General features: G+C 61.8%; 19 protein-coding genes. 7 read left to right on the top strand and 12 right to left on the bottom strand.

The features are described 5' to 3' along the window. Positions 1 to 102 precede the first annotated feature (102 nt). The 6 genes from odhB to sdhC all read right to left on the bottom strand — a co-directional run bounded on the left by odhB (position 103) and on the right by sdhC (position 7688). Positions 103 to 1323: a 2-oxoglutarate dehydrogenase complex dihydrolipoyllysine-residue succinyltransferase gene (gene odhB, locus J4P02_RS09095; protein ID WP_426189314.1), complete on the bottom strand. Its 1221-nt coding sequence runs from the start codon at positions 1321 to 1323 to the stop codon at positions 103 to 105. A 42-nt stretch (positions 1324 to 1365) separates the two neighbouring features. Beyond that, positions 1366 to 4197 (bottom strand): 2-oxoglutarate dehydrogenase E1 component, encoded by a 2832-nt coding sequence (locus tag J4P02_RS09090; protein WP_426189312.1) that lies wholly within the window; start codon positions 4195 to 4197, stop codon positions 1366 to 1368. Between the two features lie 261 nt (positions 4198 to 4458). Further along, complete coding sequence (locus J4P02_RS09085) at positions 4459 to 5163, bottom strand: succinate dehydrogenase iron-sulfur subunit (protein WP_011060051.1); 705 nt, start codon at positions 5161 to 5163, stop codon at positions 4459 to 4461. Between the two features lie 12 nt (positions 5164 to 5175). Next, the gene (sdhA, locus tag J4P02_RS09080) at positions 5176 to 6948 is read right to left on the bottom strand and encodes a succinate dehydrogenase flavoprotein subunit (RefSeq protein ID WP_426189310.1); all 1773 of its coding nucleotides are present in this window, start codon (positions 6946 to 6948) and stop codon (positions 5176 to 5178) included. A gap of 3 nt (positions 6949 to 6951) precedes the next feature. Continuing rightward, entirely contained in the window at positions 6952 to 7320 is a 369-nt protein-coding gene (gene sdhD / locus J4P02_RS09075) for a succinate dehydrogenase, hydrophobic membrane anchor protein (RefSeq protein ID WP_159897100.1), read from the bottom strand. Then, a complete protein-coding gene (sdhC, locus tag J4P02_RS09070) occupies positions 7314 to 7688 on the bottom strand; it encodes a succinate dehydrogenase, cytochrome b556 subunit (protein ID WP_025128632.1) in 375 nt (124 codons plus the stop codon). Before sdhC ends, sdhD begins: the two co-directional genes overlap by 7 nt. Positions 7689 to 8051: 363 nt before the next feature. Here sdhC and gltA point away from each other — a divergent pair, with 363 nt between their 5' ends. Beyond that, a complete protein-coding gene (gene gltA / locus J4P02_RS09065; RefSeq protein WP_426189307.1) occupies positions 8052 to 9341 on the top strand; it encodes a citrate synthase in 1290 nt (429 codons plus the stop codon). Between the two features lie 293 nt (positions 9342 to 9634). Here the strand turns inward: gltA and J4P02_RS09060 are convergent, their stop codons facing one another. The 3 genes from J4P02_RS09060 to J4P02_RS09050 all read right to left on the bottom strand — a co-directional run bounded on the left by J4P02_RS09060 (position 9635) and on the right by J4P02_RS09050 (position 12643). Next, the gene (locus tag J4P02_RS09060) at positions 9635 to 11293 is read right to left on the bottom strand and encodes a cation acetate symporter (RefSeq protein ID WP_426189305.1); all 1659 of its coding nucleotides are present in this window, start codon (positions 11291 to 11293) and stop codon (positions 9635 to 9637) included. Next, complete coding sequence (locus J4P02_RS09055; RefSeq protein WP_426189303.1) at positions 11290 to 11601, bottom strand: DUF485 domain-containing protein; 312 nt, start codon at positions 11599 to 11601, stop codon at positions 11290 to 11292. Before J4P02_RS09055 ends, J4P02_RS09060 begins: the two co-directional genes overlap by 4 nt. Before the next feature lie 190 nt (positions 11602 to 11791). Next, complete coding sequence (locus tag J4P02_RS09050) at positions 11792 to 12643, bottom strand: glycine betaine ABC transporter substrate-binding protein (protein WP_426189301.1); 852 nt, start codon at positions 12641 to 12643, stop codon at positions 11792 to 11794. Between the two features lie 328 nt (positions 12644 to 12971). Here J4P02_RS09050 and J4P02_RS09045 point away from each other — a divergent pair, with 328 nt between their 5' ends. Then, positions 12972 to 14522, top strand: a complete 1551-nt coding sequence (locus J4P02_RS09045) for a beta (1-6) glucans synthase (protein ID WP_426189299.1) — start codon at positions 12972 to 12974, stop codon at positions 14520 to 14522. Between the two features lie 29 nt (positions 14523 to 14551). Here J4P02_RS09045 and J4P02_RS09040 read toward each other — a convergent pair whose 3' ends face one another. Next, the gene (locus tag J4P02_RS09040) at positions 14552 to 14917 is read right to left on the bottom strand and encodes a hypothetical protein (RefSeq protein WP_426189297.1); all 366 of its coding nucleotides are present in this window, start codon (positions 14915 to 14917) and stop codon (positions 14552 to 14554) included. A 232-nt stretch (positions 14918 to 15149) separates the two neighbouring features. Between J4P02_RS09040 and J4P02_RS09035 the strand changes: the two genes are divergently transcribed. Next, the gene (locus tag J4P02_RS09035; protein WP_426189295.1) at positions 15150 to 16448 is read left to right on the top strand and encodes a serine/threonine protein kinase; all 1299 of its coding nucleotides are present in this window, start codon (positions 15150 to 15152) and stop codon (positions 16446 to 16448) included. Then, positions 16441 to 17229 (top strand): MlaA family lipoprotein, encoded by a 789-nt coding sequence (locus tag J4P02_RS09030; protein ID WP_426189293.1) that lies wholly within the window; start codon positions 16441 to 16443, stop codon positions 17227 to 17229. Before J4P02_RS09035 ends, J4P02_RS09030 begins: the two co-directional genes overlap by 8 nt. Before the next feature lie 90 nt (positions 17230 to 17319). On the opposite strand, the gene J4P02_RS09025 is transcribed toward J4P02_RS09030, so the two are convergent. Further along, on the bottom strand, positions 17320 to 18243 hold the full coding sequence (locus tag J4P02_RS09025; protein WP_426189291.1) for a DUF808 domain-containing protein: 924 nt from the start codon (positions 18241 to 18243) through the stop codon (positions 17320 to 17322). A 169-nt stretch (positions 18244 to 18412) separates the two neighbouring features. Between J4P02_RS09025 and J4P02_RS09020 the strand changes: the two genes are divergently transcribed. Further along, complete coding sequence (locus tag J4P02_RS09020; protein WP_426189289.1) at positions 18413 to 19027, top strand: TetR/AcrR family transcriptional regulator; 615 nt, start codon at positions 18413 to 18415, stop codon at positions 19025 to 19027. A 70-nt stretch (positions 19028 to 19097) separates the two neighbouring features. Here the strand turns inward: J4P02_RS09020 and J4P02_RS09015 are convergent, their stop codons facing one another. Next, positions 19098 to 19526 carry a GlcG/HbpS family heme-binding protein gene (locus J4P02_RS09015; RefSeq protein ID WP_426189287.1) on the bottom strand — a complete coding sequence of 143 codons (429 nt, stop codon included), beginning with the start codon at positions 19524 to 19526 and terminating at the stop codon, positions 19098 to 19100. A gap of 268 nt (positions 19527 to 19794) precedes the next feature. Between J4P02_RS09015 and gcl the strand changes: the two genes are divergently transcribed. Both gcl and hyi read left to right on the top strand, forming a co-directional pair. Continuing rightward, positions 19795 to 21570: a glyoxylate carboligase gene (gcl, locus tag J4P02_RS09010; protein ID WP_426189285.1), complete on the top strand. Its 1776-nt coding sequence runs from the start codon at positions 19795 to 19797 to the stop codon at positions 21568 to 21570. Positions 21571 to 21690: 120 nt separating this feature from the next. After that, complete coding sequence (gene hyi / locus J4P02_RS09005) at positions 21691 to 22473, top strand: hydroxypyruvate isomerase (protein ID WP_426189283.1); 783 nt, start codon at positions 21691 to 21693, stop codon at positions 22471 to 22473. The last annotated feature ends 109 nt before the right edge of the window (positions 22474 to 22582 follow it).

Here is a 22582-nt window from a genome sequence, read left to right as displayed (position 1 = left end):
AAAAAGGTTCCTTTTAGCGGCAAGCTAGAAGCCACAAGCCACAAGCTGGAAGCCCCCTGCCCTACGGCCTGAAGCTTGTCGCTTGCAGCTTGCAGCTGCTTTTTAGATGTCCAGGAGCAGACGCGCTGGGTCTTCCAGCAGGTTCTTGATGGTCACCAGGAACGTCACGGCTTCTTTACCGTCGATCAGACGGTGGTCGTAGGACAGCGCCAGGTACATCATCGGACGGATCACTACCTGACCGTTGATCGCCATAGGACGCTGGATGATGTTGTGCATGCCCAGGATCGCGGCTTGCGGCGGGTTGACGATCGGGGTCGACATCATCGAACCGAAAGTACCACCGTTGGTGATGGTGAAAGTACCGCCAGTCATCTCTTCCATCGACAGCTTGCCGTCGCGGGCCTTCTTGCCGAAGGTGGCGATGCCGCCTTCGATTTCAGCCAGGCTCATCAGTTCGGCGTTACGCAGAACCGGAACCACCAGGCCACGGTCGCTGGAGACCGCAACACCGATGTCGGCGTAGCCGTGGTAGACGATGTCGGCGCCGTCGATCGAGGCGTTGACGGCCGGGAAGCGCTTCAGGGCTTCGGTGGCGGCCTTGACGAAGAACGACATGAAGCCCAGGCGTACGCCGTTGTGGGACTTCTCGAACAGGTCCTTGTACTTCGAACGCAGGGCCATGACTTCGGTCATGTCGACTTCGTTGAAGGTGGTCAGCATCGCCATGTTCGACTGGGCTTCAACCAGACGCTCGGCAACCTTGGCCCGCAGGCGGGTCATGGGTACGCGCTTCTCGACGCGGTCGCCGGCAGCGAACACTGGAGCAGCGGCGGCTGGAGCGGCAGCCTTGGCAGGCGCGGCAGCCGGAGCGGCTTTCTTCGCGGCAACCGCAGCCACCACGTCTTCCTTGGTCACACGACCGCCTTTGCCGGTGCCGGCAACGGAAGCGATGTTGATGCCGTTCTCTTCAGCCAGCTTGCGCGCGGCAGGCGCGGCAACTGGATCGTCTTCGCCATCGGCAGCAGCCGGGGCAGCAGCGGCAGCGGCTGGAGCTGCGGCAGCTGGAGCAGCTGGAGCAGCGCCGCCTTCAACGATGGAGCCCAGGACTTCGTCGGACAGAACGGTGTCGCCTTCGTTCTTGACGATAGCGCCCAGCACGCCGTCGGCGGTGGCCAGCACTTCCAGCACGACCTTGTCGGTCTCGATGTCGACGATCAGCTCGTCACGCTTGACGGCGTCGCCCGGTTGCTTGTGCCAGGTGGCAACGGTGCCATCGGCAACCGATTCCGGGAAAGTGGGGGCTTTGATCTCGATAGCCATTATCTGTGGTTCCTTAAATTCGGTTTCAGGTGCGCGAAGGCGTTAAACAGTGAAGGCATCTTGCAGCAGTTTTTCCTGCTGCTCGGCGTGCATCGATGCGTAACCGCATGCAGGTGCAGCGGAGGCGTCACGACCGGCGTACTCGAGTACGAGCGACTTGTCATGATTACCAACGATGCGACGCATGTGGTGCTGGCTGCAGTACCAGGCGCCCTGGTTCATCGGCTCTTCCTGACACCAGACCACGTGCTTGAGGTTGGTGTACGGAGCCAGGACTTCGTTCAAGTCGTCCTCAGGGAACGGATACAGCTGCTCGATACGCACGACGGCGATGTCTTCGCGGCCTTCGGCACGGCGTTTTTCCAGCAGGTCGTAGTAGACCTTGCCGCTGCACAGAACCAGACGCTCGACCTTTTTCGGGTCCAGCACGTCGATTTCCGGGATCACGGTCTGGAACGAGCCTTCGGCCAGATCTTCCAGGGTCGAGATGGCCAGCTTGTGACGCAGCAGCGACTTCGGAGTCAGGACCACCAGCGGCTTGCGCAGCGGGCGAATCACCTGACGACGCAGCAGGTGGTAGATCTGTGCCGGCGTGGTCGGCATGCACACCTGGATGTTGTGCTCGGCGCACAGCTGCAGGTAGCGCTCCAGGCGTGCCGAGGAGTGCTCGGGGCCCTGGCCTTCGTAGCCGTGTGGCAGCAGCATGGTCAGACCGCACAGGCGGCCCCACTTGTGCTCGCCACTGGTGATGAACTGGTCGATCACCACTTGCGCACCGTTGGCGAAGTCGCCGAACTGGGCTTCCCAGATCACCAGCGCGTTCGGCGTGGTGGTGGAGTAGCCGTATTCGAACGCCAGCACGGCTTCTTCCGAGAGGAAGGAGTCATACAGGTCGAAACGTGGCTGACCGTCGAACAGATGCTTGAGCGGCACGTAGGTGCTGGCATCTTTCTGGTTGTGCAGAACCGCGTGACGGTGCGAGAAGGTGCCGCGGCCGATGTCCTGGCCGGTCATGCGGATCGGGTGACCTTCGAACGCCAGGGTCGCGTACGCCATGGTTTCGGCGTAACCCCAGTTGATCGGCAGGCCGCCGGCTTGCATCTTCTGACGGTCTTCGTAGATCTTCGCCACCTGACGCTGAACCAGGAAACCCTCCGGCAGCTCCAGCAGCTTGGCCGACAGTTCCTGCAGGGTCTTGAGATCGAAACGGGTGTCGTGACGCGCGGTCCAGGTGTGGCCCAGGTATGGACGCCAGTCGACGAACAGTTCCTTGTTGGGTTCCTTGACCAGGCTCTTGACCACATGCAGGCCGTTGTCCAGCGCATTGCGGTACTCATCGACCTTGGCCTGGACGCGCTCGGCATCGAGCACGCCGCCCTGGGTCAGGCGATCGGCATACAGCTCACGGGTGGTGCGCTGCTTGCTGATCTGCTGGTACATCAGTGGCTGGGTGCCGTTTGGCTCGTCGGCCTCGTTGTGGCCGCGACGACGGTAGCAGACCAGGTCGATGACCACGTCGCGCTTGAACTGCATGCGGTAGTCGATGGCCAGCTGGGTGACGAACAGCACGGCTTCCGGATCATCGCCATTCACATGGAGGATCGGCGCCTGGATCATCTTCGCCACGTCGGTGGCGTACTCGGTGGAGCGCGAGTCCAGCGGGTTGCTGATGGTGAAACCAACCTGGTTGTTGATCACGATGTGCACAGTACCGCCGGTCTTGAAACCGCGGGTCTGGGACATCTGGAAGGTTTCCATCACCACGCCCTGGCCGGCGAATGCCGCGTCACCGTGGATCGAGATCGGCAGAACCTTGTCGCCGGTCTGGTCGTTGCGGCGATCCTGACGAGCGCGCACCGAACCTTCGACCACTGGAGAAACGATTTCCAGGTGGGACGGGTTGAACGCCATGGCCAGGTGCACTTCGCCACCTGTGGTCATGACGTTGGACGAGAAGCCCTGGTGGTATTTCACGTCACCGGAACCCAGCTCGACCTTCTTCTTGCCTTCGAACTCGTCGAACAGCTCGCGCGGGTTCTTGCCGAAGGTGTTGACCAGCACGTTCAGACGGCCACGGTGGGCCATGCCGATCACCACTTCCTTGGTGCCGTAGGAACCGGAACGCTGGATCAGCTCGTCGAGCATCGGGATCAGGCTTTCGCCGCCTTCCAGGCCGAAACGCTTGGTGCCCGGGTACTTGGTGCCCAGGTACTTCTCCAGGCCTTCAGCCGCGGTGACGCGCTCGAGCAGGTGGCTCTTGATGTCGGCGGAATAGGTCGGACGGCCGCGTACGCTTTCCAGACGCTGCTGGAACCACTGGCGCTGCTCGGAATCGGTGATGTGCGTGAATTCAGCGCCGATGGTGCGGCAATATGTCTGCTGCAACGCTTCGTGAATTTCGCGTAGGCTCGCTTCCTCTTTGCCGATGAACAGGTCGCCGGCACGGAAGGTCGTATCAAGATCGGCATTGGTCAAGCCGTAATGATTGATCGACAGGTCTGCAGGTGCAGGACGCTGCCACAGTCCCAGCGGGTCCAGCTGGGATGCCTGGTGGCCACGCATCCGATAGGCCTGGATCAATCGCAGCACTTCAACTTGCTTCTTCTCGTGCTCACTGCTCACGCTACCGGCGGATACCGGTTGGGCGCGGCGCTGGTTCTTTGCCAGCAAGACGAAATGATCGCGGATTGTCGAGTGCGAAACATCGATGGCAGTGCTGCCGTCGGTAGGCAACTTCTCAAAGTAAGTGCGCCACTCTTCTGGCACAGCGTTAGGGTCGTGCAGGTAGAGCTCGTAGAGCTCTTCCACATAGGCAGCGTTACTACCGGATAGGTAGGCGCTGTTCCACATGCGCTGCATCACGCTTTCTTGCATGCTTGGTCACCCTCGGTTAGGGGAACACCATCGGCGAAGACACCGAGCAAGCTTGCAGAAGTCCGAATGCAGCGACCAAAACAAGCCACTTAGGATCACGCTGATAGTCCGGGTACCAGCCCGGATGCCCCTGCTTGTCTCATTTCTTCAAAAATAAGAGCAGCCACTTTGTGAGCTGCTGCTCAGGTTAGAGCCATGACGCGGGTTGAAGCCCGCGCCGTGGCTTTTACGGGTACAGCGGTCCTACGGGTACAACCTGTATCACACGCCGCTTTGCAGAAGCATGTTACGAATGTGACCGATGGCCTTAGTCGGGTTCAGGCCTTTCGGACAAACGTTGACGCAGTTCATGATCCCCCGGCAGCGGAATACGCTGAACGGGTCATCCAGGGACGCCAGGCGCTCGGACGTCTTGGTGTCACGGCTGTCTGCCAGGAAGCGGTAGGCTTGCAGCAGGGCAGCTGGACCCAGGAACTTGTCCGGGTTCCACCAGAAGGACGGGCACGAGGTCGAGCAGCAGGCGCACAGGATGCACTCGTACAGACCGTCGAGCTTTTCACGCTCTTCAGGGGACTGCAGACGCTCGATGGCCGGAGCCGGCGTGTCGTTCTGCAGGAATGGCTTCACCTTCTCGTATTGCTTGTAGAAGATGCTCATATCGACGACCAGGTCACGGATAACCGGCAGACCTGGCAGCGGACGCACAACCAGCTTGTTCTTCTTCACCACGGCAGACAGCGGCGTGATGCACGCCAGGCCGTTCTTGCCGTTGATGTTCATGCCATCGGAACCGCAAACGCCTTCACGGCAGGAGCGACGGTAGGAGAAACCCTCGTCCTGCTCTTTGATCAGGGCCAGCACGTCCAGCACCATCAAGTCCTTGCCACCGGTGTCGACCTGGAAAACCTGGGTTTTCGGGGCGGAGTCGGTGTCAGGGTTGTAACGATAAACTTCAACTTGCAACATATCGATCACCCTTTAGTAAGTCCGGACTTTTGGTTCGAAAGTCGGAACAGTCTTCGGCGAGAAGTTGACCGCACGCTTGGCAACGCGCTTCTCACCCGGGAAGTACAGGGTGTGGCACAGCCAGTTTTCGTCGTCACGGTCTTCAAAGTCTTCACGGGCGTGAGCGCCGCGGGACTCTTTGCGCACTTCGGCAGCGATGGCGGTGGCTTCGGCCACTTCCAGCAGGTTCTGCAGCTCAAGTGCTTCGATACGCGCAGTGTTGAAAGCTTGAGACTTGTCGTTGATCTTGACGTTGGCGATACGCTCGCGCAGGTCAGCCAGCTGGGCGATACCCTTCTGCATGTATTCGCCGGTACGGAATACACCGAAGTAGTTCTGCATGCAGCTCTGCAGCTCGCGACGCAGGGTCGCCACGTCTTCACCGGTGGTGCGCTCGTTGAGCTTGGCCAGGCGGTTCAGGGCAACGTCCACGTCGGTGTCGCTGGCGTCGCGGTATTCGATACCGTCGCTCAGCGCTTTTTCCAGGTGCAGGCCGGCAGCGCGGCCGAATACCACCAGGTCCAGCAGCGAGTTGCCGCCCAGGCGGTTGGCACCGTGTACCGATACGCAAGCCACTTCACCCACTGCGAACAGGCCAGGGATGATGGTGTCTACGCCTTCGGCGTTCTGGGTGATGGCCTGGCCATGAATGTTGGTGGCAACGCCGCCCATCATGTAATGGCAGGTTGGAACCACCGGGACCGGAGCAACCACCGGGTCAACGTGGGCGAAGGTCTTGGACAGCTCACAGATACCTGGCAGGCGGCTGTGCAGCACTTCCTCGCCCAGGTGATCGAGCTTGAGCATCACGTGGTCGCCGTTAGGGCCACAGCCGTTGCCGGCGATGATTTCCTTGACCATGGAGCGCGCAACCACGTCGCGGCCTGCCAGGTCCTTGGCGTTCGGAGCATAACGCTCCATGAAACGCTCGCCGTGCTTGTTGATCAGGTAACCACCTTCACCGCGGCAACCTTCGGTCACCAGTACACCGGCGCCGGCGATGCCGGTCGGGTGGAACTGCCACATTTCGATGTCTTGTACCGGCACGCCGGCACGCAGCGCCATGCCGACACCATCACCGGTGTTGATCAGGGCGTTGGTGGTGGACGCGTAGATACGACCTGCACCGCCGGTAGCCAGTACGGTGGCCTTGGAGCGGATGTAGGTGGTTTCGCCGGTTTCGATGCAGATGGCGATCACGCCGACGAAGGCGCCGTCCTGGTTCTTCACCAGATCGACCGCGTACCACTCGTTGAGGAAGGTGGTGCCGGCCTTCAGGTTGCCCTGGTACAGGGTGTGCAGCAGTGCGTGACCGGTACGGTCGGACGCTGCGCAGGTACGAGCAGCCTGGCCGCCCTTGCCGTAGTCCTTGGACTGACCGCCGAACGGACGCTGATAGATACGACCGGTTTCGGTACGGGAGAACGGCAGACCCATGTGGTCCAGTTCGAAGACCGCAGCCGGGCCTTCCTGACACATGTATTCGATAGCGTCCTGGTCACCGATGTAGTCGGAACCCTTGACGGTATCGTACATGTGCCAGCGCCAGTCATCGTTCGGGTCCGCCGAGGCGATCGCGCAGGTGATGCCGCCCTGGGCCGACACAGTGTGCGAACGGGTCGGGAACACTTTGGTGATCACTGCAGTCTTGTGGCCACCCTGGGCCAGCTGCAGTGCAGCGCGCATGCCTGCGCCGCCGCCGCCAATGATGATGGCGTCGAAAGAAATGGTTGGAATGTTAGCCATGAATCAGATACCCCAGAGAATCTGCACACCCCAGACGAAGTAAGCGAACATCGCGACGCCGCATACTGCCTGGAAAAGGAAACGTACTGCTGTCGCCGACTTGCCCAGCGCCATTGGCGTCAGGTAGTCAGTCGAGATGGTCCACATGCCGACCCAGGCGTGAGCGCCCAGGGCCACCATGGCCAGCAGACTGAAGATACGCATCCAGTTGTTTGCGAACAGGCCATGCCACTGTGCGTAGTCAATGCCCGGATTCGCTACGAGGTACCCGATCAGGAAGATGAAATAAGCCGCGAGAACGACCGCAGACACACGCTGTGCCATCCAGTCATAAAGGCCCGAACGCGACAGGTTCGTAACGCTGGTTACCATATCCAAACTCCCGCCAGAACGATAATCACCACGGATACGGCGATTACGATTTTCGAGCCCAGCTTGCCGCCTTCCAGCGTTTCACCGATGCCCATGTCCATAATCAGATGGCGCACACCGGCCACCAAGTGATACAGCAAGGCGGACAGGAGGCCCCATGCAACGAATTTGGCCAGCGGACTGGTCAAGCACGCCTTCACCTCGGCATAACCTTCCTCGGAACCCAGAGACTTGCTCAATGCGTAAAGCATGATGCCCAGGCCCAGGAAGAGGATGATGCCGGAAACACGGTGGAGAAACGACGTAACGCCGGTGATGGGGAGTTTGATGGTCCTTAGGTCTAGGTTTACAGGTCGTTGGCTATTCACGGCTTTTTTTCACACTGAAGAGCCCCTAACAATCAGGGCAAAGTTGTTGGGGAGTGCACTGGTCAGGTAACCACCACCCAGGGAGTGCGACCCCCATCAAACCGGGCCCAGAAGCCCATGGCGGTCGGTGGCCGAGTATAGACAGTTAGGCTACTAATGACAACGCAAACCCCTACCCCAAATAGCTGATTGCGCTCGCCTTATAAAAGGCGTAAATGGCAGTGAATTTCGCTCAAAAATCCCTCCCAAAGCCTTCTGGGACAAGACTTTAGGCAAATTGACATTCAGATTTATCTCACTATAGTGGTGCGGGCCCTGCGTGGGGGGTCTGTCTGATGATTTCAAGCATAAATAGGAGGCCACATGGCTGACAAAAAAGCGCAGTTGATCATCGAGGGCGCAGCCCCCGTCGAGCTGCCCATTTTAACCGGCACCGTTGGTCCCGATGTAATCGATGTTCGGGGTCTGACGGCCACGGGCCGCTTCACATTTGACCCGGGCTTCATGTCGACCGCGTCCTGCGAGTCGAAGATCACCTACATCGACGGCGACCAGGGTATCCTGCTGCACCGCGGCTACCCGATCGAACAACTGGCTGAAAAGTCGGACTACCTGGAAACCTGCTACCTGCTGCTCAACGGCGAACTACCGAATGCCGAGCAGAAGGCCCAGTTCGTCAGCACCGTGAAGAACCACACCATGGTTCACGAGCAGCTGAAGAGCTTCTTCAACGGTTTCCGTCGCGACGCCCACCCAATGGCGGTGATGTGCGGCGTAGTCGGCGCACTGTCGGCGTTCTACCACGACTCCCTGGACATCAATAACCCGCAGCACCGCGAAATCTCCGCCGTGCGCCTGGTGGCCAAGATGCCGACCCTGGCAGCGATGGTTTACAAGTACTCCATGGGCCAGCCGATGATGTACCCGCGCAACGACCTGTCGTACGCGGAAAACTTCCTGCACATGATGTTCAACACCCCGTGCGAGATCAAACCGATCAGCCCGGTGCTGGCCAAGGCAATGGACCGGATCTTCATCCTCCACGCCGACCACGAGCAGAACGCCTCGACGTCCACCGTACGCCTGGCAGGCTCCTCGGGTGCCAACCCGTTCGCCTGTATCGCTGCCGGTATCGCGGCCCTCTGGGGCCCGGCTCACGGCGGCGCCAACGAAGCCGTGCTGACCATGCTGGATGAAATCGGCGACGTTTCGAACATCGACACCTTCATCGCCAAGGCCAAGGACAAGAACGATCCGTTCAAGCTCATGGGCTTCGGTCACCGCGTATACAAGAACCGCGACCCGCGCGCCACCGTGATGAAGCAGACCTGCGACGAAGTACTGAAAGAGCTGGGCATCAACAATGATCCGCAGCTGGAACTGGCCATGCGCCTGGAAGAGATCGCCCTTACCGATCCGTACTTCATCGAGCGCTCGCTGTACCCGAACGTCGACTTCTACTCGGGGATCATCCTCAAGGCGATCGGTATTCCAACCAGCATGTTCACCGTGATCTTCGCCCTGGCGCGGACCGTCGGCTGGATCTCGCACTGGAAGGAAATGCTCTCCAGCCCTTACAAGATCGGCCGTCCACGTCAGCTGTACACCGGCTACGAGTCGCGCGACATCAGCAAGCTGGAAGACCGCAAGTAAGACCTGTCTTGCAATCCTGTCTTAGCTGCAGCGGATACGGCCTCTAATAGAGGTCGTATTTGTTTCTGCAGCCTGCTCCTCTTCCCCGCCTATCCTCCTGTAGGAGCCGGCTTGCCGGCGAAGACGCCCTCAAGCCCTGCACCAATCCGACCGACGCCTTCGCTGGCAAGCGGAACGCCGCCCGGCCAGTTCCTGCAGGCCGAAAAAGCAGCCATAAAAAATGCCCCGATCTGTCGATCGAGGCATTTGGCTATTACGCTGCTTCTATATAGAAGCCGATGCTTTCATCTCACTTAGTGCGACACCGCCCCACTGGCGCCAAGGCCGGTCTGCGAACGCACGAACTGCGGGAAGAACAGCGCCCGCTCGTTGGCCGCCGAAGCCGACTTGTCGGTAATGGAGAAGAACCAGATACCGATGAAGGCAATCATCATCGAGAACAGCGCCGGGTACTCGTACGGGAAGATCGCCTTCTCGTGATGCAGGATCTGCACCCAGATGGTTGGGCCGAGAATCATCAGCGCCACGGCACTGACCAGGCCCATCCAGCCGCCAATCATCGCGCCGCGGGTGGTGAGTTTCTTCCAGTACATGGAAAGCAGCAGCACCGGGAAGTTGCAGCTGGCAGCGATGGAGAACGCCAGGCCCACCATGAACGCGATGTTCTGGCTCTCGAAGAGAATGCCCAGGCCGATGGCCAGAACGCCCAGGGCCACGGTGGTGATCTTCGATACGCGGATCTCGTCCTTCTCGTTGGCCTTGCCCTTCTTGATCACGCTGGCATACAGGTCGTGGGACACCGCCGAGGCACCCGCCAGAGTCAGCCCCGCCACTACCGCCAGAATGGTGGCGAAGGCCACTGCCGAGATAAAGCCGAGGAACACGCTGCCACCCACGGCATTGGCCAGGTGCACCGCCGCCATGTTGTTACCGCCGAGCAAGGCGCCCGCCGCATCCTTGAAGTCCGGGTTGGTGCTTACCAGCAGGATCGCGCCAAAACCGATGATAAAGGTCAGGATGTAGAAGTAGCCGATGAACCCTGTGGCATAGAGCACACTCTTGCGGGCTTCCTTGGCATCGCTCACGGTGAAGAAGCGCATCAGGATATGCGGCAGGCCGGCAGTACCGAACATCAGCGCGAGACCCAGGGAGAACGCCGAGATCGGGTCCTTGACCAGGCCGCCCGGGCTCATGATCGCTTCACCCTTGGGGTGAACCTTGACCGCTTCGGAGAACAGGGTATTGAAGTCGAAGTTGACGTGCTTCATCACCATCAGCGCCATGAAGGAGGCGCCGGACAGCAGCAAAACCGCCTTGATGATCTGTACCCAAGTGGTGGCCAGCATGCCGCCGAACAGCACATACAGGCACATCAGGATACCCACCAGGATCACCGCCACATGGTAGTCGAGGCCGAACAGCAGCTGGATCAGCTTGCCCGCCCCTACCATCTGCGCGATCAGGTAGAACGCCACCACCACCAGCGAGCCACAGGCCGACAGGGTACGGATCTGGGTCTGCCCGAGGCGATAGGACGCCACGTCGGCAAAGGTGTATTTACCCAGGTTGCGCAGGCGCTCGGCGATCAGGAACAGAATGATCGGCCAGCCCACCAGGAAGCCGATGGAGTAGATCAAACCGTCATAACCGGAAGTGAACACCAGGGCGGAAATACCCAGGAAGGACGCCGCCGACATATAGTCGCCAGCAATCGCCAGGCCGTTCTGGAAGCCGGTGATCTTGCCACCCGCCGCGTAATAGTCGGCGGCCGACTTGTTGCGCTTGGAGGCCCAGTAGGTGATGCACAGGGTGGCACCGACAAAGACCACGAACATCACGATCGCCGATACGTTGAGGGGTTGCTTGTGCACTTCGCCGGTCAAGGCGTCGGCGGCCCAGAGGGCAGGTGCGAAGGCGGCAAGACCGAGTGCTGCGAATAGACGTCGGATCATTGCTGAGCCTCCTTCAGGATCGCGTTGTTCAGCTCGTCGAACTCGCCGTTGGCGCGCCGCACATAGATGGCCGTCAGGATGAAGGCCGAGACAATCAGGCCCACACCGATGGGAATGCCCCAGGTGATGGATGAAGTCGGACTGATTTTGGCACCCAGGATCTGGGGCCCGTAGGCGATCAACAGGATGAAAGCCGAGTAAAGCCCAAGCATGATCGCCGAGAGAATCCAGGCGAACCGCTCTCGCTTGCTGACCAGCTCCTTGAAACGCGGGCTGTTTTGAATCGAGAGGTAAATGCTGTCGTTCATTGTTTTTATCCTCGCAGCACAGATTTTAGGTGGAACCTAATCCACTCTATGCAGCTCTCGGACAGGTTCCAGACGACCTTAGTATTAGAACGACATTAGCCCTGGCGCCGAGTTTTTCCCGCAGAAATTGCAAGGCCGCCCGCGGTTTCCCGGGGGCGGCCTGAAGAAGCCTGTTCTAGACGCTTGGAGATTATTTAGCGGTCCATTCGGCAACCCGCTCCGGGTGCTTGCTCACCCAATCCTTGGCCGCCGCATCGGGCTTGGCGCCATCCTGAATGGCCAGCATCACTGCGCCGATCTCGTCCTTGGAAGCCCACTGGAATTTCTTCAGGAACGCTGCCACTTCCGGAGCCTTCTTCTCCAGGCCCTTGCTGCCGATGCTGTTGACGGTTTCCGCAGCGCCGTACACGCCTTTCGGGTCGTCGAGGAAGCGCAGCTTCCACTTGGCGAACATCCAGTGCGGCACCCAGCCAGTCACCGCGATCGACTCCTGCTTCTCCTCGGCGCGGGTCAGTTCAGCGATCATCGCCGCCCCGGAGCTGGCCTGCAGCTTGTAGTCCAGGCCGTAGTCCTTGATCGCCTGCTCGGTCTTGAGCATCACCCCCGAGCCGGCGTCGATACCGACGATCTTGTTCTTGAAGCTGGCATCGCCCTTGAGGTCCTCGATGCTCTTGGCCTTGACGTACTCCGGCACGATCAGGCCGATCTTGGCGTCCTTGAAGTTGGGACCGTAGTCCACCACTTTGTCCTTGTTCTTGGCCCAGTACTCGCCGTGGGTCACCGGCAGCCAGGCCGACAGCATGGCATCGAGCTTGCCGGTGGCCACGCCCTGCCACATGATCCCGGTCGCCACCGCTTGCAGCTTGACGTCATAACCGAGCTTCTGCTTGATCACCTCGGCCGCCACATAGGTGGTCGCCACACTGTCGGACCAGCCATCGACATAGCCGATGCTCAGGGTCTTGCTGTCGGCACTGGCCAGAGTGGAACTGATGGCAAGCACCAGTGCGGCACCTGCGCCTAAGAGTCGTCGCATCATCATCGTTACTTCCCCGAAAAGTGCAGTGCAAGGCGGCTGCCAGGCACATCAACCTATGGTTATGGTGCACGGCGCGCCCATCACGCCGCACCGCGAACGCCTTCGATCATCAGCGGAGTACTGATGCCTCGATCATCAACCTGCCTTGGCCGGGAACCTGCTCTGTCTGCGACCTCAAGACAACAAGCAGCGACATCAGATAGCCAGTAATCGCGCCCTTCCCGATCCCGCCAGGGCTCAGCGTGAACTTTGCATGGGCAGATCATCCGGCCCACCAAGCCATGGGCAAATGCGGGTAAGATGCCCGGCTTTGTTCCACGACGGCCCGACCATGCCCGCCACCCCTCGCTTTCCTGCCCTTGTTTATCTGTTCGCCTGCCTGCTCGGCCTGCTGGCCCTCTGCGGTTACTGGTACGGCCTCGGCCGGCCGGTGCACCTGCCGGATGTCGCCAGCGCCAGCCACAAGCTGCAATGCGCCTCCTACACCCCTTTCGACAAGGACCAGTCGCCCTTCGACCAGCCGTTCAAGCTGCGCCCCGAGCGCATGGACGCCGACCTGGCGCTGCTGGCCACGCGCTTCGAATGCATCCGCACCTATTCGATGACCGGCCTCGAAGCCCTGCCGGAACTGGCGCGCAAGCACGGCCTGAAGCTGATGATCGGCGCCTGGGTCAACAGCAACCCGGTGGACACCGAGAAAGAAGTCGACCTGCTGATCGCCTCGGCCAACGCCAACCCCGACGTGGTCAGCGCGGTGATCGTCGGCAACGAGACCCTGCTCCGCAAGGAAGTCACTGGTGCGCAGCTGGCGCGGTTGATCCTCAAGGTCAAGGCCGGGGTCAAGCAGCCGGTGACCTACGCCGACGTCTGGGAGTTCTGGCTCAAGCACCCGGAAATCGCCCCGGCGGTGGACTTCCTCACCATCCACCTGCTGCCCTACTGGGAAGACGATCCGTCGAACATCGACGCCGCCCTGAACCATGTGGCCGAAGTGCGCCAGGTGTTCGGCAACCGCTTCGCCCCCAAGGACGTGCTGATTGGCGAAACCGGCTGGCCCAGCGAAGGCCGCCAGCGGGAAACCGCAGTGCCAAGCCGGGTCAACGAAGCCCGCTTCATCCGCGGTTTCGTCGCCCTGGCGGAACACAATGGCTGGCACTACAACCTGATCGAAGCCTTCGACCAGCCCTGGAAACGCGCCAGCGAAGGTGCAGTGGGGGGTTACTGGGGGCTGTTCGATGCCGACCGGCAAGACAAGGGCATCCTCGCCGGCCCGGTGTCCAACCTGCCCTACTGGCCACTGTGGCTGGGGCTCGGCGGGCTGATTTTGCTCGGCACCCTGGTGCTCGGTGGCCGAGTGCAGAGCCGTCGCGCAGCGCTGCTGGTACCCCTGCTGGGTGCGTTGGCGGCCTGCGCCATTGGCACCTGGGGCGAGCTGGCTCGGGTCACCAGCCGCTTCGCCGGTGAATGGGTCTGGGCCGCCCTGCTGCTGGGCCTGAACCTGCTGGTGCTGGCCCATGCCGCCCTGACCCTGAGCCCGCGCCAAGGCTGGCGCCTGCGCGCCTTCAACGCCCTGGAACGCCGGGCCGGCTGGTTGCTGGCAACTGCCGGCTTCGCCGCCGCGGTAATGATGCTGGAACTGGTATTCGACCCGCGCTATCGCAGCTTCCCCAGCGCCGCCCTGCTGCTGCCAGCGCTGGTCTACCTGTGCCGCCCGGTGCGCGTGCCACGCCGCGAGATCGCCCTGCTGACCTTTATGGTCGGCGCCGGCATCGCCCCGCAGCTGTATCAGGAAGGCCTGGCCAACCAGCAGGCCTGGGGCTGGGCCCTGGTCTGCCTGCTGATGGTCGCCGCGCTATGGCGCAATCTGCGGGCTCGCGCATAACAGGCGCCGCGAGAGGCAAGCCCGGAACTTCAGGGCTTGCCGGCACGTACCAGACGCAAGCCGGCCAGCACCACGGCGAATACCGCCAGGCTGGTGTTGTACAGGGCCAGGGCCGGGAAACCGGCCAGCAGGGCCAGCACCGCCAGCGCCCGCCCCAGGCGCCCCGGCATCACGAAGCCCAGCAGCGCCAGCGCCACTGCACTCCAGCCCAGCACCTTGAAATGAATCATCCAGCCCAGGCTCGAGCGCAACGAGCACTCCCAGCGGCTGGCCTCATCGACACAGGCCCCGACCCAGCGCGCATCCTCCATAAAGCCGTAGCGCAGGCCATAACTGGCGGCCAGCCACAATGGTAGAACCACAAGCAACAGAATCAGGGGCAGACGGCGAGACATGAAACACTCCGAAGAATCAAAACGGCGCCCAGCATAATGCGCCACCAGCGCTTGGCAAGCGCCACGCACAGATAGCTGCTCAGCAAATGGCGGCAACCTTATCGTACCGGTACTATTGCTCCGGCAAACCGACAGCCGGGGTTATTTGCAGCCCGCCATGGCACTTCGGCAGCAGCACGGTGGTCATAGCCTGCGAACCTTATTCGGAACCTTCCTCTCTAGGGATACAGTCATGCTTCGTTCCTTGCGCCTCGCCGCCCTGTGCGGCGGCCTTATCCTGAGTGCGTCCGCACTGGCGGTCGATATCGATCCGGCCAGCTATGGCTATCCGCTGACCAATCCCTTCGAAGCCACCATTGCCACCACGCCACCGGAACTGCGCCCGGAACTGCCCGCCGACGACGACATCCGCCAGTCCGACCAGAGCCTGAAACTGCGCCCGGAACGCGAGTTCATCCTCCCGGACAATTTCTGGGCGGTGAAGAAGCTCACCTACCGCATCGCCACCCAGGACCATGCCGCGCCGCTGATCTTCCTGATCGCCGGCACCGGGGCGCGCTTTGACAGCAGCCTCAACGAATACCTGAAGAAGCTCTACTACAAGGCCGGCTACCACGTGGTGCAGCTGTCCTCGCCCACCAGCTTCGACTTCATCAGCGCCGCCTCGCGCTTCGCCACCCCCGGCGTGACCCAGGAAGATGCCGAGGACATGTACCGGGTGATGCAGGCCGTGCGCGCGCAGAACCCCAAGCTGCCGGTCACCGACTATTACCTCACCGGCTACAGCCTGGGCGCCCTGGACGCGGCCTTCGTCAGCAAGCTGGACGAGACCCGACGCAGCTTCAACTTCAAGAAAGTTCTGCTGCTCAACCCGCCGGTCAACCTCTACACCTCCATCAGCAACCTCGACCGTTTGGTGCAGACCGAGGTCAAGGGCATCAACAACAGCACCACCTTCTATGAACTGGTGCTGGCCAAGCTGACCCGCTACTTCCAGCAGAAAGGCTACATCGACCTCAACGACGCCCTGCTCTACGACCTGCAGCAATCCAAGCAGCACCTGAGCAACGAGCAGTTGGCGATGCTGATCGGCACTTCGTTCCGCTTCTCCGCGGCGGATATCGCCTTCACCTCGGACCTGATCAACCGCCGCGGCCTGATCACCCCGCCCAAGTACCCGATTCGCGAAGGCACCAGCCTCACGCCGTTCTTCAAGCGCGCCCTGCAATGCGACTTCGACTGCTACCTCACCGAACAGGTGATCCCGATGTGGCGCGCCCGCACCGACGGTGGCAGCCTGCTGCAACTGATCGACCAGGTGAGCCTCTACGCCCTGCAGGACTACCTCAAGGCCAGCCCGAAAATCGCCGTGATGCACAATGCCGACGACGTGATCCTCGGCCCGGGCGACCTGGGCTTCCTGCGCAAGACCTTTGGCGACCGCCTGACCGTCTACCCCCATGGCGGCCACTGCGGCAACCTCAATTACCGCGTCAACAGCGACGCCATGCTGGAGTTCTTCCGTGGCTAAACATCTCCTGCTGATCGCTGCGTTGCTCTGCGCAGGCTATGCCCAGGCCGACAACAGCAAGGCCAACACCCCGATAACCCCAGACCCCGACGGCTTCACCGAGCCATTGAAGCAGCTCAAGCTCAACCCGGGGCTCGACCAGCGCGAATTCGAGCGCTCGACCCTCAGCGCGCTGAATGTCTACGACCCACTGGAGTCGTGGAACCGCCGGGTCTACCACTTCAACTACCGCCTCGACCAGTGGGTGCTGCTGCCGGTGGTGGATGGCTACCGCTATGTGACACCGAGCTTCCTGCGCACCGGCGTGAGCAATTTCTTCAACAACCTGGGTGATGTGCCCAACCTGCTCAACAGCCTGCTGCAGCTCAAGGGCAAGCGTTCGATGGATACCACCGCGCGCCTGCTGCTCAACACCACCATCGGCATTGCCGGGCTCTGGGACCCGGCAACCAAGATGGGCCTGCAGCGCCAGAGCGAAGACTTCGGCCAGACTTTGGGCTTCTACGGGGTTCCGGCCGGCGCCTACCTGATGCTGCCGGTCCTCGGCCCGTCGAACCTGCGGGATACGGCGGGGCTGGCGGTGGACTACAGCGCCGAATCGGCGATCAACTTCCTCAATGTCTCGGAAGTCAGCAGCAACCACCCGGAAGTCTGGTTGCTGCGCGGGATCGACAAGCGTTACCAGACCAGCTTCGGCTACGGCCAGCTGAACTCGCCGTTCGAATACGAGCAGGTGCGCTACGTCTACACCGAAGCCCGCAAGCTGCAGATCGCCGAGTAATCCCAGCCCCGCTATTCGGCGGGGCGGTCACCACAGCCTGGAAACCGCCAATGCTCCATCATGCTGGCGCCACTCCAGGCTGAACCCGGCTCAGCCGCGGATTGCCCGCCAGCCCTTGCCCAGGCAGGTCACTGCCAACAGCACCAGCGCTCCGGCGATGATCCCGGCCACGGCATTGAGCAGGGTCGGCATGATCACCGACACCCCCCCGATCACCTCGGCGCTGCGTGCGGCCAGGCCCTCGATAAAGTGATGGGCGGCCGGCACGCCATGGGTGAGGATGCCGCCACCGACCATGAACATCGCCGCGGTGCCGATCACCGACAGGCTCTTCATCAACAGTGGCGCCGCCCGCAGGATCGCCCCACCAATGCGCTTGGCCAGGGCGCCTGGCTTGTGCGCCAGCCACAACCCCAGGTCATCGAGCTTGACGATGCCCGCCACCAGGCCATAGACGCCCACGGTCATCACCAGTGCGATGCCCGAAAGCACCACCACCTGCTGGCTCAGGGAAGCACCCGCCACCGTGCCCAGGGTAATAGCGATGATTTCCGCAGAAAGAATGAAGTCGGTACGGATCGCGCCCTTGATCTTGTCCTTTTCAAAGGCCACCAGATCCACCTCGGGGTCGGCCAGCGCCTGCAAGGTCTGCTGGTGTTCGGCCGCATCATCGGCGTGGGGCAGAAACTTGTGCGCCAGCTTTTCGAAACCTTCGAAACACAGGTAGGCACCACCGATCATCAGCAATGGGATCACCAGCCACGGTGCCAGGGCACTGATGACCAGCGCCGCCGGCACCAGGATCAGCTTGTTGCGCAACGAACCCTTGGCCACCGCCCAGACCACCGGGATTTCCCGCTCGGCGCGAACCCCCGACACCTGCTGGGCGTTGAGCGCCAGGTCATCGCCCAGCACCCCGGCGGTCTTCTTCGCCGCCATCTTGGTCATCAGGGCCACGTCGTCGAGCACCGCGGCGATATCGTCGAGCAAAACCAGCAAACTGCTTCCAGCCATGGGCCAGGCTTCCCTGCATGAAAATAAGGTGCGCAGCATAGCGTGCCGCAAGCTGCGCCGGCGAGCCGGCAAGGGCAGGAAAACCGCGGCCAGCGGGCATTCTTGAGCCCCTCGCAACGCCGGTGCTACCATGCGCAACCGCCCGTACAGGCAAGGAATCCCCCGGTTTATGAGCACCATCCGCGAGCGCAATAAAGAACTGATCCTGCGGGCCGCCAGTGAAGAGTTTGCCGACAAGGGCTTCGCCGCGACCAAGACCAGCGACATCGCCGCCAAGGCCGGGTTGCCCAAGCCCAACGTCTACTACTACTTCAAGTCCAAGGAAAACCTCTACCGCGAGGTGCTGGAAAGCATCATCGAGCCGATCCTCCAGGCCTCCACCCCGTTCAACGCCGACGGTGAACCCAACGAAGTGCTCAGCGGCTACATCCGCTCGAAGATCCGCATCTCCCGCGACCTGCCCTTCGCCTCCAAGGTGTTCGCCAGCGAGATCATGCACGGCGCGCCACACCTGAGCCCGGAACAGGTGGAGCAGCTCAACGCCCAGGCCAAGCACAATATCGAGTGCATCCAGACCTGGATCGACCGTGGCCAGATCGCCCCGCTCGACCCCCATCACCTGATGTTCAGCATCTGGGCCGCGACCCAGACCTACGCCGACTTCGACTGGCAGATCTCGGTGGTCACCGGCAAGGCCAAGCTGGCCGAGGAAGACTACGAGGCAGCGGCGCAGACCATCATTCGCCTAGTGCTCAAGGGCTGTGAGCCAGAGAAGCAGCTGTAAGCTACAAGCGGCAAGCTACAAGCCTGGCAGTCATCACTTGTAGCTGGCCACTTGCAGCTTGCCGCTGCCGTTATGCCTCCACTGCCTGGACCTGGGCCTCAATGGCGCTGATGGCGCATTGCTCATCGATGTCCGAGGTGTCGCCACTGATGCCGATGGCACCCAACACATCCCCATTCTGATCACGAATCAGCACCCCGCCCGGGGCCGGCACCACGCTGCCCTGCCCCAGGCCATTCAAGGCCCCGATAAACGCCGGGCGCTGCTGCGCGTCCAGCGCCAGCTGACGCGAGTCCTTGCCCAGGGCGATCGCGCCCCAGGCCTTGCCGATGGCGATCTGCGGTCGTAACAGGCTGGCGCCATCCTCCCGCTGCAGGGTCACCAGATGCCCGCCGGCATCCAGCACCGCGACGGTCAACGGGGCCGCGCTGATCTTGCGCCCCTCACTGATGGCCTGGTTGGCCAGGTTGACTGCGACTTTCAAGGTTAAAGCGCTCATGGGTGCCGTCCTTATCTTGTTATGGGGAAAGTCTTTGGATGCCCCTCTTTGGAGAAATCCTATACCTCAAATAGAACACAATGAATTTAGTTTTTGTATACAATAAATCCAGAAAAATCACCCATGCGACAAAAGGCCGCCGTTACACGGGACCTTGAGCCAAGGCGACGAGCGCTCGAGAAAATGGATTGACCGGCACAGCCAGCCATGAATACACTTTGCGCAAAGCCACTTGTATACAATTACAAAACCTAAGAGGCACAAAACCATGAGCAAAATGAGAGCAATCGAAGCCGCCGTTCTGGTGATGCGCCGTGAAGGGGTCGATACCGCTTTCGGCATCCCCGGTGCCGCCATCAACCCGTTGTACTCGGCACTGCAGAAGGTCGGCGGCATCGATCACGTGCTCGCCCGTCACGTCGAGGGCGCCTCGCACATGGCCGAGGGCTACACCCGTACCAAGGCCGGCAATATCGGCGTGTGCATCGGTACGTCCGGCCCGGCCGGCACCGACATGGTCACCGGCCTGTACAGCGCCTCCGCCGACTCGATCCCGATTCTCTGCATCACCGGCCAGGCCCCCCGTGCGCGCCTGCACAAGGAAGACTTCCAGGCCGTGGACATCACCAGCATCGTCAAGCCGGTGACCAAGTGGGCCACCACCGTGCTGGAGCCGGGCCAGGTGCCCTACGCCTTCCAGAAAGCCTTTTATGAAATGCGCTCCGGCCGCCCTGGCCCGGTGCTGATCGACCTGCCGTTCGACGTGCAGATGGCCGAGATCGAATTCGATATCGACGCCTACCAGCCCCTGCCCCTGGCCAAGCCCAGCGCTACACGGATCCAGGCCGAGAAGGCCCTGGCCCTGCTGGACCAGGCCGAGCGTCCGCTGCTGGTCGCCGGTGGCGGAGTGATCAACGCCGACGCCAGCGAACTGCTGGTGGAGTTCGCCGAACTGACCGGCATCCCGGTGATCCCGACCCTGATGGGCTGGGGCGCCATCCCCGACGATCACCCGCTGATGGTGGGCATGGTCGGCCTGCAGACCTCGCACCGCTATGGCAACGCCACCCTGCTCAAGTCCGACACCGTGCTGGGCATCGGCAACCGCTGGGCCAACCGCCACACCGGCTCGGTGGACGTCTACACCGAAGGCCGCACCTTCATCCATGTGGACATCGAGCCGACCCAGATCGGCCGCGTCTTCACCCCGGACCTCGGCATCGTTTCCGACGCCGGCAGCGCCCTCACCGTCCTGCTGGAAGTGGCTCGCGAATGGCAGGCGGCCGGCAAGCTCAAGGATCGCAGCGCCTGGCTGCATGACTGCCAGCAGCGCAAGGCCAGCCTGCATCGCAAGACCCACTTCGACAACGTGCCGATCAAGCCGCAGCGGGTCTACGAAGAAATGAACCAGGTGTTCGGCAAGGACACCTGCTACGTCAGCACCATTGGCCTGTCGCAGATTGCCGGCGCGCAGTTCCTGCACGTCTACAAGCCACGCCACTGGATCAACTGCGGCCAGGCCGGCCCGCTGGGCTGGACCATTCCCGCCGCCCTGGGCGTGGTCAAGGCCGACCCGAGCCGCCAGGTGGTGGCGCTGTCCGGCGACTACGACTTCCAGTTCATGATTGAGGAACTGGCGGTGGGCGCGCAGTTCAACCTGCCCTACATCCATGTGGTGGTGAACAACTCCTACCTCGGCCTGATCCGCCAGGCCCAACGCGGTTTCGAGATGGACTACTGCGTGCAGCTGTCCTTCGACAACCTCAACGCCCCGGAACTCAACGGCTACGGCGTGGATCACGTGGCGGTGGCCGAAGGCCTGGGCTGCAAGGCGCTGCGAGTGTTCGAACCCAAGGACATCCAGCCGGCCCTGCGCCAGGCCCAGGAAATGCTCCAGACCTACAAGGTACCGGTGGTGGTGGAAATCATCCTGGAGCGCGTGACCAACATTTCCATGGGCACCGAAATCAACGCGGTCAACGAATTCGAAGACCTGGCGCTGGTGGGCAACGACGCCCCCACCGCGATTTCCCTGCTCGACTGATTGCCCCTGGCCGCTGACCCAGGCCCGGCACGCGCTGGGCAACCCCTGCCCGGAGGTTGCCCGCGCACTGCCCGCACGCTTGCGCCAGCCCCAGGCTTGACCGACTCACAGGAGACCACCATGCCGCGCTTTGCCGCCAACCTGTCCATGCTGTTCACCGAACAGGACTTCCTCGCCCGCTTCAAGGCCGCCGCCAACGCCGGCTTCAGCGGTGTCGAATACCTGTTCCCCTATGAATTCAGCTCCGCCGAGATCAAGGCCCAGCTCGATGCCCACCGCCTGACCCAGGTGCTGTTCAACCTGCCGGCCGGCGACTGGGGCAAGGGCGAGCGCGGCATCGCCTGCCTGCCCGAGCGGGTCGAGGAGTTCCGCGCCGGGGTCGACCTGGCCATCGCCTACGCCCAGGTACTGGGCAACACCCAGGTCAACTGCCTGGCCGGTATCCGCCCGCAAGACGCGGACTGCGCCAGCCTGCGCCAGACCTTCGTCGCCAACCTCAAGTACGCCGCCGACAAGCTCAAGGCCGCCGGCATCCGCCTGGTCATGGAAATGATCAACACCCGCGATATCCCGGGTTTTTACCTCAACACCACCGCCCAGGCCCTGGAGATCCAGGCCGAAGTCGGCAGCGACAACCTGTTCCTGCAGTACGACATCTACCACATGCAAATCATGGAAGGTGACCTGGCCCGGACCATGGCCAACCACCTTGGCCAGATCAACCACATCCAGCTGGCGGACAACCCCGGGCGCAACGAGCCGGGCACCGGCGAGATCAACTATCGCTTTCTCTTCGAGCACCTGGACAGCATCGGCTACCAGGGCTGGGTGGGCTGCGAGTACAAGCCGCTGACCACCACTGAAGCGGGCCTCGGCTGGCTGAAATCCCACAACGCAATCTGAAACCGCACCCTGTAGGAGCCGGCTACCGGCGAACACGCCCGTACGCCTTCGCTAGCAAGCGGAACGCCGCCCGGCCAGCTGCTACCAGGTCCCGTTGAATAGAGGATGT

This window comes from Pseudomonas sp. NFXW11 (assembly GCF_049887815.1).
GTDB lineage: Bacteria > Pseudomonadota > Gammaproteobacteria > Pseudomonadales > Pseudomonadaceae > Aquipseudomonas.
The sequence above is the reverse complement of the archived record's forward strand: the minus strand, read 5'-3'. Positions and strand labels throughout refer to the sequence as shown.